The organism is Mesorhizobium sp. M0239, from assembly GCF_040321815.1.
In the GTDB taxonomy this organism is placed as follows: domain Bacteria; phylum Pseudomonadota; class Alphaproteobacteria; order Rhizobiales; family Rhizobiaceae; genus Mesorhizobium.
The window spans coordinates 69,895-84,308 of the sequence record NZ_JAMYSG010000001.1 but is presented as its reverse complement, the minus strand read 5'-3'; the positions used below and the strand labels follow the sequence as shown (position 1 = coordinate 84,308).

14 protein-coding genes and 1 pseudogene are annotated in these 14,414 nt (G+C 63.8%); 11 read left to right on the top strand and 4 right to left on the bottom strand.

The window, feature by feature from the left end; translation table 11 throughout:
* Positions 1 to 38: 38 nt before the first annotated feature.
* Together NKI99_RS00400 and NKI99_RS00395 are read right to left on the bottom strand one after the other, a co-directional pair.
* Complete coding sequence (locus NKI99_RS00400) at positions 39 to 1,685, bottom strand: acetolactate synthase large subunit (RefSeq protein ID WP_352609317.1); 1,647 nt, start codon at positions 1,683 to 1,685, stop codon at positions 39 to 41.
* A gap of 84 nt (positions 1,686 to 1,769) precedes the next feature.
* Positions 1,770 to 2,027, bottom strand: coding sequence for an SRPBCC family protein (locus NKI99_RS00395; RefSeq protein WP_352609456.1), 258 nt, complete (start codon positions 2,025 to 2,027; stop codon positions 1,770 to 1,772).
* 65 nt (positions 2,028 to 2,092) lie between these two features.
* Here NKI99_RS00395 and NKI99_RS00390 point away from each other — a divergent pair.
* Positions 2,093 to 3,112, top strand: a pseudogene (locus NKI99_RS00390) (CocE/NonD family hydrolase C-terminal non-catalytic domain-containing protein); the annotation flags it as partial.
* Between the two features lie 19 nt (positions 3,113 to 3,131).
* On the opposite strand, the gene NKI99_RS00385 reads toward NKI99_RS00390, so the two are convergent.
* Positions 3,132 to 3,827 carry a LysR substrate-binding domain-containing protein gene (locus NKI99_RS00385; protein ID WP_352609316.1) on the bottom strand — a complete coding sequence of 232 codons (696 nt, stop codon included), beginning with the start codon at positions 3,825 to 3,827 and terminating at the stop codon, positions 3,132 to 3,134.
* 102 nt (positions 3,828 to 3,929) lie between these two features.
* Between NKI99_RS00385 and NKI99_RS00380 the strand changes: the two genes are divergently transcribed.
* The 3 genes from NKI99_RS00380 to NKI99_RS00370 all read left to right on the top strand — a co-directional run bounded on the left by NKI99_RS00380 (position 3,930) and on the right by NKI99_RS00370 (position 6,468).
* Entirely contained in the window at positions 3,930 to 4,919 is a 990-nt protein-coding gene (locus tag NKI99_RS00380; protein ID WP_352609315.1) for a zinc-dependent alcohol dehydrogenase family protein, read from the top strand.
* A gap of 194 nt (positions 4,920 to 5,113) precedes the next feature.
* Positions 5,114 to 5,413 carry a TFIIB-type zinc ribbon-containing protein gene (locus NKI99_RS00375; protein WP_023808853.1) on the top strand — a complete coding sequence of 100 codons (300 nt, stop codon included), beginning with the start codon at positions 5,114 to 5,116 and terminating at the stop codon, positions 5,411 to 5,413.
* Positions 5,414 to 5,481: 68 nt separating this feature from the next.
* On the top strand, positions 5,482 to 6,468 hold the full coding sequence (locus NKI99_RS00370; protein WP_128302361.1) for a Tim44 domain-containing protein: 987 nt from the start codon (positions 5,482 to 5,484) through the stop codon (positions 6,466 to 6,468).
* Between the two features lie 49 nt (positions 6,469 to 6,517).
* Here NKI99_RS00370 and NKI99_RS00365 read toward each other — a convergent pair whose 3' ends face one another.
* Complete coding sequence (locus tag NKI99_RS00365; RefSeq protein ID WP_352609314.1) at positions 6,518 to 7,618, bottom strand: lactonase family protein; 1,101 nt, start codon at positions 7,616 to 7,618, stop codon at positions 6,518 to 6,520.
* 199 nt (positions 7,619 to 7,817) lie between these two features.
* Here NKI99_RS00365 and NKI99_RS00360 point away from each other — a divergent pair, with 199 nt between their 5' ends.
* The 7 genes from NKI99_RS00360 (at position 7,818) to NKI99_RS00330 (ending at position 14,413) form a co-directional block, all read left to right on the top strand.
* Positions 7,818 to 8,369 (top strand): MaoC family dehydratase, encoded by a 552-nt coding sequence (locus NKI99_RS00360; protein WP_023808855.1) that lies wholly within the window; start codon positions 7,818 to 7,820, stop codon positions 8,367 to 8,369.
* A 1-nt stretch (position 8,370) separates the two neighbouring features.
* On the top strand, positions 8,371 to 9,531 hold the full coding sequence (locus NKI99_RS00355; protein ID WP_023808856.1) for a CaiB/BaiF CoA transferase family protein: 1,161 nt from the start codon (positions 8,371 to 8,373) through the stop codon (positions 9,529 to 9,531).
* Complete coding sequence (locus NKI99_RS00350; RefSeq protein WP_023808857.1) at positions 9,528 to 10,697, top strand: extracellular solute-binding protein; 1,170 nt, start codon at positions 9,528 to 9,530, stop codon at positions 10,695 to 10,697. Before NKI99_RS00355 ends, NKI99_RS00350 begins: the two co-directional genes overlap by 4 nt.
* A gap of 26 nt (positions 10,698 to 10,723) precedes the next feature.
* Positions 10,724 to 11,911, top strand: a complete 1,188-nt coding sequence (locus NKI99_RS00345; RefSeq protein ID WP_352609313.1) for an ABC transporter substrate-binding protein — start codon at positions 10,724 to 10,726, stop codon at positions 11,909 to 11,911.
* Between the two features lie 66 nt (positions 11,912 to 11,977).
* Positions 11,978 to 12,715: an ATP-binding cassette domain-containing protein gene (locus tag NKI99_RS00340; protein ID WP_352440084.1), complete on the top strand. Its 738-nt coding sequence runs from the start codon at positions 11,978 to 11,980 to the stop codon at positions 12,713 to 12,715.
* Positions 12,708 to 13,466 carry an ATP-binding cassette domain-containing protein gene (locus NKI99_RS00335; RefSeq protein ID WP_023808860.1) on the top strand — a complete coding sequence of 253 codons (759 nt, stop codon included), beginning with the start codon at positions 12,708 to 12,710 and terminating at the stop codon, positions 13,464 to 13,466. Before NKI99_RS00340 ends, NKI99_RS00335 begins: the two co-directional genes overlap by 8 nt.
* Positions 13,463 to 14,413: an ABC transporter permease gene (locus NKI99_RS00330; protein WP_023808861.1), complete on the top strand. Its 951-nt coding sequence runs from the start codon at positions 13,463 to 13,465 to the stop codon at positions 14,411 to 14,413. Before NKI99_RS00335 ends, NKI99_RS00330 begins: the two co-directional genes overlap by 4 nt.
* Position 14,414 lies beyond the last annotated feature (1 nt).

Genomic DNA, 14,414 nt, shown 5'->3' with positions numbered 1-14,414 from the left:
CCGCCCAAGCAATCCTGACGGCGGCTTTGTCGCTGCCGTCAGGGCGTCTGCGGCGCAGGCAGACGCTCGCGCAATTCGTCGACGAGCACCCTGGTGTTTTCGGAATAGTCGATAGGCACAACGACGAGATGCACGCCGCCGCCGGTGAAGGCCTGTTCCAGCGCCGGCCGCAAGTCGGCGATCTCTGCAACCCTGGTTCCCTTGGCGCCATAAGCCTCGGCATACTTGACGAAATCGGGATTTCCGAAGGTCATGCCGAAATCCGGAAATTCGTCAACCGCCTGCTTCCAGCGGATCATGCCATAGGCATGGTCCTCGAGCAGCAGGACGACGAGGTTGAGCTTGAGCCTGACGGCGGTCTCCAATTCCTGGCTGTTCATCATGAAGCCGCCATCGCCGCAGATGGCCATGACACGGCGCTGCGGATAGAGCAGTGCCGCCATCATCGCCGACGGCAAGCCCGCGCCCATGGTGGCCAGCGCATTGTCGAGCAGGATCGTGTTTGCCATGCGCGTCCGGTAGTTGCGCGCGAACCAGATCTTGTACATGCCGTTGTCGAGGGCGAGGATCCCGTCGGCCGGCATCACGGCGCGCACGTCGTGCACGATGCGCTGCGGCGTGAAACGATCTTCGGTGGCCCGCGCGGCGATCCGGCTCAGAATGCCTTCTCGCAGCGGCAGCAGGGCCTGCGCGTTGGGGATCTTGCCCTCGATGCGGTCGGCCAGCAGCGCCAGCGAAGGGCCGAGGTCGCCGACGATTTCGGCTTGCGGGAAATAGACCTGCTCGACATCGGCTGATTGGTAGCCGACATGAATGACCTTCGGCCCCTTCGCCCCCATGATGAAGGGCGGCTTCTCCACGGTGTCGTGACCGATGGTGATGATCAGATCGGCCTGCTCGATGGCCTCGTGCACGTAGTCGCGCTCCGAAAGGGCTGCCGTTCCCATATAGAGCTCCGTGCCGCCAGGCACGGTGCCCTTGCCCATCTGCGTGGTGAAATAGGGAATTTGCGTCCGCAGCACGAACTGCGCGACATCGGGGGTCACGCGCGGTCGCGACGCCGCCGCGCCGAACATCAGCAGCGGGCGCCTGGCTTCCAGGATCATACGGGCGGCGCGATCAAGCGCGCCTGGACTGGCCAGCGGCAGTTCGACCGGGTGCGTCGGCACCAGCGCGATCGGTTCGCACTCGGCCGCCGCAATGTCTTCCGGCAGTTCCAGATGCACGGGGCCGGGACGCTCTTCCTGGGCGACACGGAAAGCTTCGCGCACCAGCGAGGGGATCATCTTCGGCGAGACGATCTGGCGCGACAGCTTGGTCAGCGGCTTCATCGCCGCGACGATGTCGACGATCTGGAAGCGCGCCTGCCGGGATGACAGGATGCCCTTCTGGCCGGTGATCATGATCATCGGCATCGCGCCGAGCAGCGCATAGGCCGAACCGGTCGAAAGGTTGAGCGCGCCTGGGCCAAGCGTAGTGATACACACACCCGGCTTTCCGGTAAGCCTACCATAGGTGGCGGCCATGAAAGCGGCTGCCTGCTCGTGACGGGTCAGGATCAACTGGATCGAGGAGCGGCGGATGGATTCGACGATATCGAGATTTTCTTCGCCCGGAATGCCGAAAATCCGTTCGACCCCTTCGTTCTCAAGGGCCGCGACGAACAAATCCGAACCTTTGGTCATGACCACCTCTCCCGCAACATTCCGTCGGCCACCTTCATATGGCATCGGAACGCGACGCCTCAAAGAGGCATCTTCGGCCGCGGGTCAGAGCCGCGTATTGCAGCTCGCCGCTTTCGGCGATGCGAAAAGCTCCTTCGGCGCGGACCACTGGCTGACCGGCGCTCCGCGCGTGCCGGTGATCAGCGACCGCAGTTCCGACAGATAGGTCTGCACGAAGAACGAGGTCTGGCTTTCCAGCGGCGTGTAGGGCCCCGGCCGGTAGGCGCGCGACATGATGCCGTCGGCATTGTCCTCGGTGATCTTCTTGTCCTGCACCGTGGTGACGTCCCACATCCAGCTGATCGCATCGGAATCGACGCCGCCATCGGCATCCTTGTCGACGAGCCAAGCGGCCCGGCCGCTGGGTCGCCGAGCCGGCGTGGCCGGGGCCGGGCGTTGGCGAAAAGGTGCTGAACCTTGCGCCGCATGTGCTGAGCGAGGCCAGGGGCGAAGATACGATCCTGGAGATTTCGTCGCCGCAGACGGCCGGCCTGTCGTCCGGCGCCTGGTGCGGTTATGGCGTCATGCCGACTTTGCCGGTCGACCAGCGCACGGAGGAAGGCAATGCCCTGATCTTCGAGACCGCGCCGTTGACCGAAGCCATCGAGATCCTTGGTTTCCCCGAATTCGAGGTCAGGCTCTCCTCTGACAAGCCCGTCGCCCTTCTGTCCGCCACGCTGTCGCAAGTGTTCCCTGAAGGTGCTGCCTCGCGCATCAGCTATGGCATCCTCAACCTGAGCCATCGCAACGATGATCTGGACATCGCACCCATGGTGCCGGGCCAGGCGGAAACGGTGCGCATCAAGCTGCGCTGCTGCGGGCAGCGTTTCGAGGTTGGCGAGCGTATCCGGCTGGCACTGGCGACATCGCATTGGCCCATCGTCTTCCCGACCGCCGAGCAGGCGACGCTGTCGATCCATTGCGGCGACAGCCGGCTGATCCTGCCGGTGCGCCCACCGCAGAAGCTGGACGACACGCTGGGGGCTTTCCTGGCTCCGGAAAGCGCTGTGCCGATGGAGCAGGAGGTTCTGGCCAAGGGCGACGGCTTTCAGCGCTCGGTGTCGACGGACCAGGTCACCGGCGAGACCGTCTATCAGGTCGTCAATGATGGCGGCACGGTGCGGCATCCACATACGCAGATGACCATTGCGGCGAGGCATGTCGACCGGTTCACCATCCACCCCGACGATCCGAACTCGGCGGTCGGCACCTGCACCTGGGAAAAGTCCTATGGCCGCGGCGACTGGCAGGCGCGCCTTTCGGTGAAGGCGACCGTGCGCGCGCTGCGCGATGTCTGGCGGATCGAGACCCACATCACTGCCCATGAGGGAGATGAAGTGGTCGTCGACCGCAGTGAGGTCAAGGAGTATCCGCGCGACCTCAACTGAAAGCGGCTGCGATTGGCAATCAGGCCATCGATCTCGGCAAGGCGGCAGCCAGCGCATCGACGGCCAGCCGCACCTTCAGCGGCAGATGCGGCGTCTGCAGCCAAAGGGCATGGCAGTCGTAGAGATATCGCGGCTGGTCCGGCAACAGTGCTACCAGCGCGCCGGCTTCAATGCGCTCGCGCACCAGCCACCAGGGCAGCCAGGCAAGCCCCATGCTCTCAACAGCCGCATCGGCGATGGCATCGAGATCGTCGAGCCGCAGCCGCCCGGTTGGCGTAATCTCCTGTACGGATTGCCCCTCGCGCGCAAACAGCCACGGCTGAACGACTTGGCCGAGCCGGCGGTAGACAATCGCCTGATGATCAGCGAAGTCTTCGATACGCTGCGGTTCGCCATGAACTCTGAGATAGGAGGGTGCCGCGCAGACGACCATGTCCTGGCGCGCGACGCGGCGTGCGATCAACCCCGCCTTGTCGCCCAGAGCACCGGTTCGAATGGCGAGATCGTATCCGTCTTCGGCAAGATCGGCGAAGCGGTCGGTGAGCGACAGGTCGAGCTCCAGCATCGGATATTGCCGCGCCAGCCGCAGCAGCACGGGTGCAACGCAATGGCGGCCGAAATGCGCCGGCATGGTGACCCGCAGTTTTCCACGTGGTGCGAACGAGCCGAGGTCGACGGCCCTGACGAACACGGCCATGCTCTCAAGCCGATCCATATTCAAAACTCCTGGTTTCTACTGTTCTTCCCTTACAGCCATTTATCCCCGGCAAGCCTAGCTGCATAGCTCATTCGGTTCAGATGATTTGGAGTATCCCGAATGACACGCGTAGTTCGCTTTCACCAGCATGGTGACCCGGAGGTTCTGCGCATCGAGGATGTCGCGCTTTCCCCACCGGGGCCGGGCGAAGTTCAAATCCGGGTCAAGGCACTCGGCCTCAATCGCGCCGAAGCGCTGCTGCGCGCGGGGGCCTATATCGAGACGCCGACGCTCCCCTCGGGGCTTGGTCTTGAAGCGGCGGGTGTCGTCGAGACTATTGGCGACGGCGTGAAGGATTTCGCGCCAGGTGACAGCGTCAGTGTCATCCCGCCGCAATCGATGATCCGCTGGCCGGCCTATGGCGATCTTGCCACCTACCCCGCCCGACTTGTCGTCAAGCATCCGCAGTCGCTTGACTGGCAAACGGCAGCGGCGGTCTGGATGCAATATCTCACCGCTTATGGCGCGCTGATCGACATCGCCGGGCTGCACAGCGGAGACGCCGTCGTCATCACAGCAGCATCGAGCAGTGTCGGGCTTGCGGCGATCCAGATCGCCAACAAGGTCGGCGCGACCGCGATCGCGGTGACGCGGACATCGGCGAAGATGCGGGCGCTGCTCGAGGCCGGCGCGGCCGACGTCGTGGCCTCGACGGAGGAGGATCTGGCGGCGCGATTGAACCAGATCGCCGGGCCGCGAGGCGTGCGCGTCGTGTTTGATGCGGTCGGCGGCCCGATCTTCGAGCCGCTGACGGCGGCCATGTCGCATAGCGGCATCCTCATCGAATATGGCGGACTGAGCCACGCGCCGACGCCATTCCCGCTGCCAGCGGTGCTGAGCAAGACGCTGACACTGCGCGGCTACCTCGTGCACCAGATCACCGGTAACCCGGTAAAGCTGGAGGCCGCCAAGGCGTTCATCGTCGAAGGCCTGCAGAGTGGGGCACTAAGACCGATCATCGACCGGACCTTTGCGTTCGACCAGATCGTCGAAGCGCATCGGTATCTGGAATCAAACGAGCAGTTCGGCAAAATCGTGGTGATGATTTGAGCGGAGTTGACAAACAAATCGTTCCTGGGGGCGATATCGCTCTTGAAGGCGCCGAGTTGCATTCCTAACTGTCTCACGCGGGCCGGGCCCCTCTGACTATCGCTTTTGGCGATCGTGATGTCGGACCGCTTTAACGGGCCCGTTTCCATGTTTTCGGTCAAGCGGGCTCAATCTTTTTCGGTTTGGAGCCCCGTATGACATCTTCTCTTCTTGGCATGACTTGCCCCTCCTGCCGCGTTGCGCTCGTGATGAGCGAACGCCAGGGTATCGAAATCGACTACTGTCCGCAGTGCCGCGGCGTCTGGCTTGATCGGGGAGAACTCGACAAAATCATCGAGCGTTCCGGCAGGGAAGCGGCGCCCGCGCCGCAGCCACAGCCGGCAGCATTCTCCCAGCCGCAACACGGCCAGGGCCGCGACGACGATTATTCCCGCTCCCACGGCCACCGCTATCCGAAGCGGAAGAAATCATTTTTCGAAGAGTTGTTCGATTGACCGCATGACGCCGGCACCCGGCGGCGGCTGAAAACTTCCGAAACCGCAGAGACAAAGGTTCATCTCCGATGACTTCCCGTACAAGCCGATTTGCAGCCCTCTTTGCAGGACTGTTCCTGGCGTTTTCGATGGTTGCGATAGACCATGCCGAGGCGCGCCGCGGCGGCAGTTTCGGCAGTCGTGGCATGCGCACGTTCCAATCGGCACCGCCGACCAGGACCGCACCGGCCCCGACCGCTCCAGTCGAGCGTTCGATGACGCCCAACACCGGTGCGAACAACGCGGCCCGGCAGCCGCAGGCCGGCCCGCAGAGGCCCGGCTTCATGAGCGGTTTCGGTGGAACGATGATGCGCGGCCTGCTGCTCGGCGGCCTGCTCGGCCTGCTCGTCGGCCAAGGCTTCGGCGGCCTGGCCGGCGTGTTCGGTTTCCTGCTTCAGGCCCTGCTCATCGGTGGCGCGATCATGCTGGCTATCCGCTTCTTCCGCTCGCAATCGGCGCGTGGTCCTGCGCCAGCGCTCGCCGGTGTCGGCAATGCCCAGGCTTCGCAATTTGAGAACCGCGCAACGGCAGGGCAGCAGACTGCAGGCTCCTTCACAATTCCCGGCTTTGGCGGTGGTTCGGGCGGAAGCTCTCCGGCCATCGGTTCTGATGAGATCACGCTGGCTCAGACCGACCTCGACGCATTCCAGCAGCTGTTGACCGATGTCCAGGAAGCATTCGGGCGCGAAGACCATGCCGCTCTGCGCCGGGCTGTTACCCCCGAAATGGTGTCCTATCTGTCGGAAGAACTGGCCGACAACGCCCAGAAAGGTCTCAGGAACGAGGTAACGGACATCACCTTGCTGCAGGCCGACGTCGCTGAAAGCTGGCGCGAGGATGACCGCGACTATGCCACGGCCGCATTGCGCTACGAGTCTCGTGACGTGACGCGCGAACGGGCCAGCGGCAAGGTCGTCGAAGGCGACGAAGACCATTCGACAGAGACGACCGAGCTGTGGACCTTCGTGCGTGAGAATGGATCGAGCTGGAAGCTCTCCGCAATACAGCAGGCTTGAGCCCGGCCGGTTTCGCCCGAGGCCTCGATGCGGATGTGGTTGCGGTCGTTTAGCGCACGATCTTGACGCACATCGGCGTGCCGATCTCGATGGCGCGCCCGGTGTCGATCAGCATGCCGCTGTCGGCGTCGCGCGCGAAGATCGAGATGCGGTCGGCATTCTGGTTGGCCGAGAACAAATGGCCGCCTGACGGCGTCAACGCCAGGTTGCGCGGCGTCGCACCGCCGCAAGGGACATAGCCGACCAGGCTCAGCGCGCCGGTGTTCTGGTCGACCGCCATGATGACGACGCTGTCATGGCCGCGGTTGGAACCGTAGACAAAGCGGCCATCCGGCGACATCTGGATATCGGCGCAATGATTGCTGTCGCGCGCCTCGGCCGGCACCGCCGGCTTTGCGTCGATGATGGACAGCTTGCCTGATGCCTCGTCCAGCGCCATCGAGACAATGGTCGAATCCAGCTCGTTCATGACAAAGACGAAGCGTCCGTTCGGATGCAACGCAAGATGGCGCGGACCGGCGCCCGGCGGCAGAGCGGATTCAGCGAGCTTGCTGAGCTCGCCATCTCGCCCGATGCGGTAGGACACCAGCCGGTCGATGCCGAGGTCGGCGACGATAGCCATGCCACCACCGGCAATGGTTTCGGTGACGCTGTGGGCATGCGAGCGTTCCTGCCGCGCCGCATTCGGGCCGGTGCCGGAATGCGATACGCTGGCCAGCGGCGCCGACAGCGCGCCGTCCTTTTCGAAACCATAAACCGCCACGGCACAATCCGGACCGCCCTCGCCCATGCCATAGTTGGCGACCAGCAGCCTCGTCCCGTCGCGGGTGATGGTGTTGTGGGCGGTGATGCTGCCGAGCGACGGCTGCTTGTTCAGATAAATGAGCGTACCAGAAGCTCGATCGAAGCTGTAGGCGGAGACGGTGCCCTCGCGCCAGGTGAAGACTTCCGAATTGGCATAGATGTGCGAGCCGTCTGGCGTCACCGACAGGAATGTCGGATTGTCGACATCGTTGGTCTCGGCCAGTTTTCGTGTTTCCAGCGTCGTCTCGTCAAAGCTGTAGACGCCGAGACCGACGCCCCGAGCGCCCTGAAAATACGGCGCCTCGCGGTTCAGGCTGCCGACAAAGACCAGACAATCCTTGCGCATGATTTCCTCCCCTGCCCGCCTGCGCTTCGGCGCGCGGGAGCAGCCAAAATTTCGCCTGTTCACGCTTGCAACGCAACCCCATATGTGAAAATACTATTTACAAAAGAAGATTGACGGGAGGAGACGTCTTGCATTTCGACGCCTTGATGCGTTTTCCGGCAGCTGTGACGTGCCCCATACAAGGCTGGCGGTGCCGGCCATGAACGATTTCGCGCCCACCGTCGGTGTCGCCTCGACGCATCCCAAGAACATGCCTGGGGATCACGCCGCGCTGCCGGTGTGGAACGCCGAAAACTGGTTCTATGAGGATTGGCCGGTCGGGCAGAAGATCCGCTCGTTGCGACGGACCATGGCCGAAGGCGATAGCCATTTGTTCAACACGCTGGTGCTCGACATCCACCCCTATGTGCAGGACCAGATATTTGCCGAGAGCGAAGGCGTTTTCGGCAAGCGGCTGATCGCCGGCGCCTTTGTCTTCTCGGCTGGCCTCGGCCTGGTCGCCACCAATTGCGTCAACGCCTTTTCCTATGGCTACGACAAGCTCCGTTTCATAAAGCCTGTCTTCATTGGCGACACGATCTATTCGATCCGCTCCAACCTCGACAAGAAGCCCCGCTACAAGGAGATGGGGCTGATCCGCGCCAGCTATGAGGTTTTCAAGGGCGAAGGCGAGCTCGTTCTCTATTGCGAGCATCTGCAGACGGTGAAGTACCGCAACCCGGCCGACTTCGTCGGCAAGACGGAGAAATAGCATGCCGGCAGCAGCCGAATTGCCGCTCGCCGGTCTCGTCGTCGTCGACATGAGCCAGTTCCTGTCGGGCCCGTACTGCTCACTCAGGCTGCTCGATCTCGGCGCCCGCGTGATCAAGATCGAGCGTCCGGATGGCGGCGACCTGTCGCGCCGGCTCTATCTCAGCGACACCGAGATCGGCGGCGATTCCACCATCTTCCACGCCATCAACCGGGCCAAGGAAAGTCTTGCCATCGACCTCAAGAACGAGGCCGATCTCGAAGCGTTGCGCGGCCTCCTGGCCAGGGCTGACGTGCTGATCCAGAATTTCCGGCCGGGCGTCATCGAACGGCTCGGCCTGGACTATGAAGCGGTCCGCAAGATCAACCCGCGGCTGGTCTATGCTTCGATCAGCGGCTATGGCGAGGATGGGCCATGGGTCAAACGGCCCGGCCAGGATCTCTTGGCGCAGGCGCGTTCCGGCGTGATGTGGCTGAACGGCGACGAGGATCAGGGACCGGTGCCGTTCGGCCTCGCCATCGGCGACATGCTGGCTGGTGCCGCCTGTGCGCAGGGCATTCTGGCCGCACTGGTGCGGCGCGGCATCACCGGTCAGGGCAGCCATATCGAAACCAGCCTGCTGGAAGCGCTGGTCGATTTCCAGTTCGAGGTGCTGACGACGCATCTCAATGACGGCCGCCGGCTGCCCAGGCGCTCCAGCTTCCGCAGCGCGCATGCCTATCTGTCGGCGCCTTACGGTGTCTACCCGGCCAAGGACGGCTATCTCGCCATCGCTATGACGCCGATCCCCAAGCTGGCCGACCTCTTGTCGCTCAGCGAGTTGGCACCCTATCGCGACAAGCCTGCATCGTGGTTCACCGCGCGCGACGACATCAAGGCGATCATCGCGCAGCGGATCGCCACCAAAACTATCGACGAATGGCTTGATATCCTCGAGCCGGCCGACATCTGGTGCGCCAAGGTACTGACCTGGCCCGAGATGCTGGCAAGCGAGGGGTTTCAATCGCTCGATATGCTGCAGACGGTGACGCGCGAGGATGACGTCTCGATCCTCACGACGAGTTCGCCGCTCCGGGTCGATGGCATCAGGGCCAAGGTCGATCGGGCGGCGCCGCGCATCGGCGAGCACAGTGCCGCCATCCGCGCGGAGTTCGGCCTGTGAGCGTGCCCAAGCTCAAAGGCATGACCTGGAGCCATCCGCGTGGCTACGATCCGATGGTCGCCTGCTCGGCGCTGTGGCAGCAGAAGACCGGTATTGCCATCGAATGGGACAAGCGCTCGCTGCAGGATTTCGAATCCTTCCCGGTCGAGGAACTGGCGCGCGCCTATGATCTCATCGTCATCGACCATCCGCATGTCGGCCAGATCACGGCCGAAGGCTGCCTGGAGCCGCTGGATGTCGCCGGACGCGAGGCGGAACGCACGGCCCTTGCCTCGGGCAGCGTCGGCCAGTCCTATCCGAGCTACAACTGGCAAGGACGGCAATGGGCTTTCCCGATCGATGCGGCAACCCAGGTCCAGGCATGGCGGCCGGATGCGATCGAGGCGCCACCGGCGCGCTGGAGCGAGGTGCTCGATCTCGCCCGGCAAGGCCGTGTGCTGCTGCCGCTGCGGCCGCCTCACGTGTTGATGGTGTTTTACACATTCGCAGGCAATCTCGGCCGTCCTTGCACCACCGATCCATCCCACGATCTCATTGATGTTGACGCCGGTAGCGAAGTGTTTGAAGCAATGCGCGAGATTGCAGCGCTCGTTGATCCGGCTTGCTTGGAGATGGATCCGATTGCCGTCTCGGAGCGCATGGCGGAGGCCGGTTCCAGGTTCGTCTGCGCGCCACTGATCTATGGCTATGTTTCCTATGCGACGACTGGCTTTCGGGCGAACCGGCTGGCCTTTGCCGATGTTCCGGTCATCGGTTCCGGCGGCCCGATCGGTTCGGCGCTCGGCGGCACCGGCATAGCCGTATCAGCCTTTTCCAAAGCCAGGGATGCCGCGATCAACTTTGCCTATTGGGTCTCGAGCGGCGATGTCCAGCGCGGCGCCTATGCCGCCGCCGGCGGCCAGCCCGGCCATGCAGCGGCCTGGGAAGATCAGGCCGTCAATGAAGCGACCGGCAATTTCTACCGGGACACGCGCGCGACACTGGCGGGTGCATGGGTGCGGCCGCGCCATGACGGCTACATGGCGTTCCAGCAGGCCGCGTCCGAACGCATCCTTTCCGGCATGACCTTCCGGCATCAAGCCCGACAGGTCGTTGCCGATCTCAATCGCCTGTTTCGGGAGAGTTCCCCGGTGCAGGTGTCCGGCGCTGCCGGTGGAGGAGCCTGAACCAAACCGAACGGAGGAGAACAAGAATGACAGGAATGATCCGCGGCCTGCTGGCCGCAACGGCGCTTGCCTCGCTTGCAACGGCCGCCTTTGCACAGGATGTGCAAGGCGTCATCGGTGGACTGCCGACCGAACTCAAGGCGCAGTATGACGGAGCGCCCCAGAAGGTATTGCCTTCGGCCTGGGAGAATTTCAACGCGCCGCCAAAGCCGTGGAAATGGTGCCACTCGGAATCCTACCAGGGCAACCCGTGGCGGGTCACGGTGACCAAGGAGTTGAAGCGTCTTGTCGACGGGCTGATCGCCGACGGCACCGTCTCCAGCTTCGAGGTGTCGGATTCCAACAATGATGCCAGCCAGCAGATCAACCAGATCCGCGCCTTCATCGACAAGAAATGCTCTATCATCACGTCGGTGCCGGGCTCGGCGACGGCGCTCGGCGATGCCATCGACGCTGCCGCCAAGGCCGGCATTCCGTTCATCACCGCCGCCGGCTCGGTGACCAGCCCGAACGCCATCAATGTCGATTCCAACTATGCGCGCTGGGGCTATGACATGATGACGGCGATCGGCAAGGCGCAGCCGGACGGCGCCAGCATCCTTCTGGTCGAAGGCATCGCCGGCCACCCGATCGTGGTCCAGGAACGCCAGGGCGCGGACAAGGCGCTGGCGGAAAATCCGAAGCTGAAGATCTCGCGCAACGTCAACGGCAACTGGACAGCCAACGTCACCAAGACCGTGGTGCTGCAGGCGATCGCCACCAACCCGGCGCCGATCGATGCGGTGTGGACGACAGGCAGCGAAAGCCGCGTCGTCGCCGAAGCCTTCGCGGAAGCCGGCCGGCCGGCGCCATTGATCACCGGCTCGATCACCGGGGACGCGCTGGGCTACTGGAAGGCCAACCCCGACAAGTACCGCTTCGAAGGCCATGCGGTGCTGCCGCACTGGACCGCGCAAACACTGTTCCGCGTCGGCGAGCGCATGCTCGACGGCCAGAAGCCGAAGCTGAACACGCTGCTGATCCCGATCCCGCCTGTCCACACCGCCGATCTCGGTGCCTGGTACAAGGACTGCATGACGACGGATGCCGTGTCGATCTTCCCGATCCCGCCGAAAGATCCGATGCCGGAGGAATGGCTCGACGCCTATTTCTCGAACCCGGCGCCGACCAAGGGCTGGGATTATTCGAAGGTGCCCGATGCCTGTGCAAAGTGACGCCTGCTAGTCTCTCAGCAGGCCGGCTCCTTTCAGGGGGCCGGCCTGCCAGCATCGAAACGCGACATGCTTGAAATCAAAACCATATCCAAACGCTATGGCGAGACGATCGCGCTCGCGGACGCATCGATCGCGTTTCGGGCGGGAACCATCCACACCATCCTGGGCGAGAACGGTTCGGGCAAGAGCACGATGGTCAAGCTGCTGTCCGGCATCGTCCAGCCGGACAATGGCGCGATCCTGCTGCACGGCAAGCCGTTTTCGGGTGCCAAGCCCTCGGCCTTCCAGGCGCAAGGTTTTGCCACGGTGTTCCAGGAGGTGCTGATCGCGCCGGACTGCAGCGTCATCGATAACATCCTGCTCGGCCTCGACGGGCTGGTCCGGCGCGCTGTTCCCCGCAACGAGCGCCGTGACCGGGCGAAAGCCGCGCTGAAGCGCTTCGCGGTTACCGACGTCCCCCTCGACAAGCCAGCCGGCCTGCTGCCGCTTGCCGCGCAGCAATTGGTCGTTCTCGCCCGCGCGATCGTGCGCAACCCAAAGATCCTGATCCTCGACGAGGTCACCGCCGCGCTCGACTTCGCCGATCGCGAATCCGTCTTTTCCCTGATGCGCGCGCTGGCCGGCGAAGGCTGCCTGATCCTGTTCATCACCCACCGCATGGACGAGGTGATGTCGCTGTCGGATCGCATCTCGATCCTGCGCGGCGGCAGCGTCGTGCGCACCGAGGAGCGCGGCGCTTCGACGCCGGCTGAACTTCTCAAGGCGATGGCGCCACGCACGGCGGCGGAGCTGCAGCATGGCTGATCGCGCCGCCCTCGATTTTGGTGGTCTTGCCGTTCGGGACCTTGTCATCGCGCCCGGCGCCAGCCCGATCACGCAGGCAATCGCTCCGGGTGAGATCGTCGGGCTTGCCGGTCTCGATGGTCATGGCCAGGAGCTGTTTCTCAAGATGCTTGCCGGCCTGGAACCGCCCCATGGCGGCTCGATCGAACTCGGTTCATCGGATGCCTCCCGAAAGATTACCGGGTTTCGCAAGGCTGTCGCCAGCGGCATCGCCTATTTGCCGCGCGACCGACGCGCCAACGGCATTTTCCCGACACAGTCGGTGCTCGACAATTTCGCCGTCTCGACCTTGTCGCGCGACACGCGGCTCGGGCTAATCAGCCCGTCGGCACGCAAGGCGCGCTACGACTTCTATCGCGAAAAACTCTCGATAGTGGCGCCCCGGCCCGATGCGCCGATCACCACTCTTTCGGGCGGCAACCAGCAGAAGGTGCTGTTGGCGCGTGCCTTGGCGCTGGAGCCCGCGATCCTGCTCCTCAACGATCCGACGCGTGGCGTCGACGTGGCGACGCGGCATGTGCTCTACGACGTGTTTCGCGGGCTGGCGTCCGACGGCATGGGGCTCGTCATCCTATCCAGTGAAATCGAGGAGATTCTTCTCCTGTGCCAGCGCGTGCTGGTGTTCCGTGAGAATGAAGTCGCGGCCGAGATCTCTGGCGACGCGCTCACCACCGACAGCGTGATATCAGCCATGTTCGGACGTGCGGCATGAACCCTGTTGCGCGCCTCCTGTCCCTTGGGCGAAATTTCGGCTTCGCGGTGGTGCTGCTGGTCGTGCTGCTTGCGATCAATCTTATCCTCAGCCCCGGGCGGTTCCAGCCGGGTTCCTGGGGCGCGCTGGTCGGATTGGCGGCGCCCTTGATCGGTGCGGCCATTGCGTCCACGCCTGTCATCCTCGCCGGGCGTGGCGGAATCGACATCTCGGTCGGGCCATTGATGGGCTTCGTCAACGCTTTGACGATCCAGGTGCTGTTCCTCGGCACCGGCATCTCATCGCCCCCGGTGCTCGTTCCGGCTGCATTGCTCGTCGGGGCGCTGGTGGGTGCTGCGAACGGCTTTCTGGCGACAATCGTGCGCATTCAGCCGATCGTCGCGACGCTCGGCACCTATCTGATCCTCACCGGCGTGACGTTAACAATCCTGCCGGCGCCGATCGGTCCCGCACCGGCCTGGCTCAAGGCACTGTCCGGTCCGCTGTCGATGCTGCCGCTGGCGGCGATGTTCATCGTCTGGTGGCTGGTGCGGCGCACCCCTTACTACGACCAGCTTATGGCGGTGGGCAGCGACGACCGTGCCGCCTACACCGCCGGCGTCGATGTCACGCGCGTGCGCTTCATCGCCTATATCATGACCGGCATCCTTGGCGGCTGCGCCGGATTGATGCTGACCGCGCTGATCGGCTCCGCCGATCCGAACATCGGGCCAACTTACACACTGATCGCCATCGCCGCGGTAGCGCTCGGCGGCGTCAGCCTTGCAGGCGGCCGTGGTGGGGTGGCGGGTGCCGCCATCGGCGCCATCGACATCTTCCTGCTGCAAAGCGTGCTGACGACGTTCAACGTCTCGACCTTCGTGCTGCAGATCGCCTACGGCGCGATCCTGGTGCTGGCCGTGATGCTGACAGCGCTGCAGGAACGTCTTGCTATGGGGAGACGCTGAC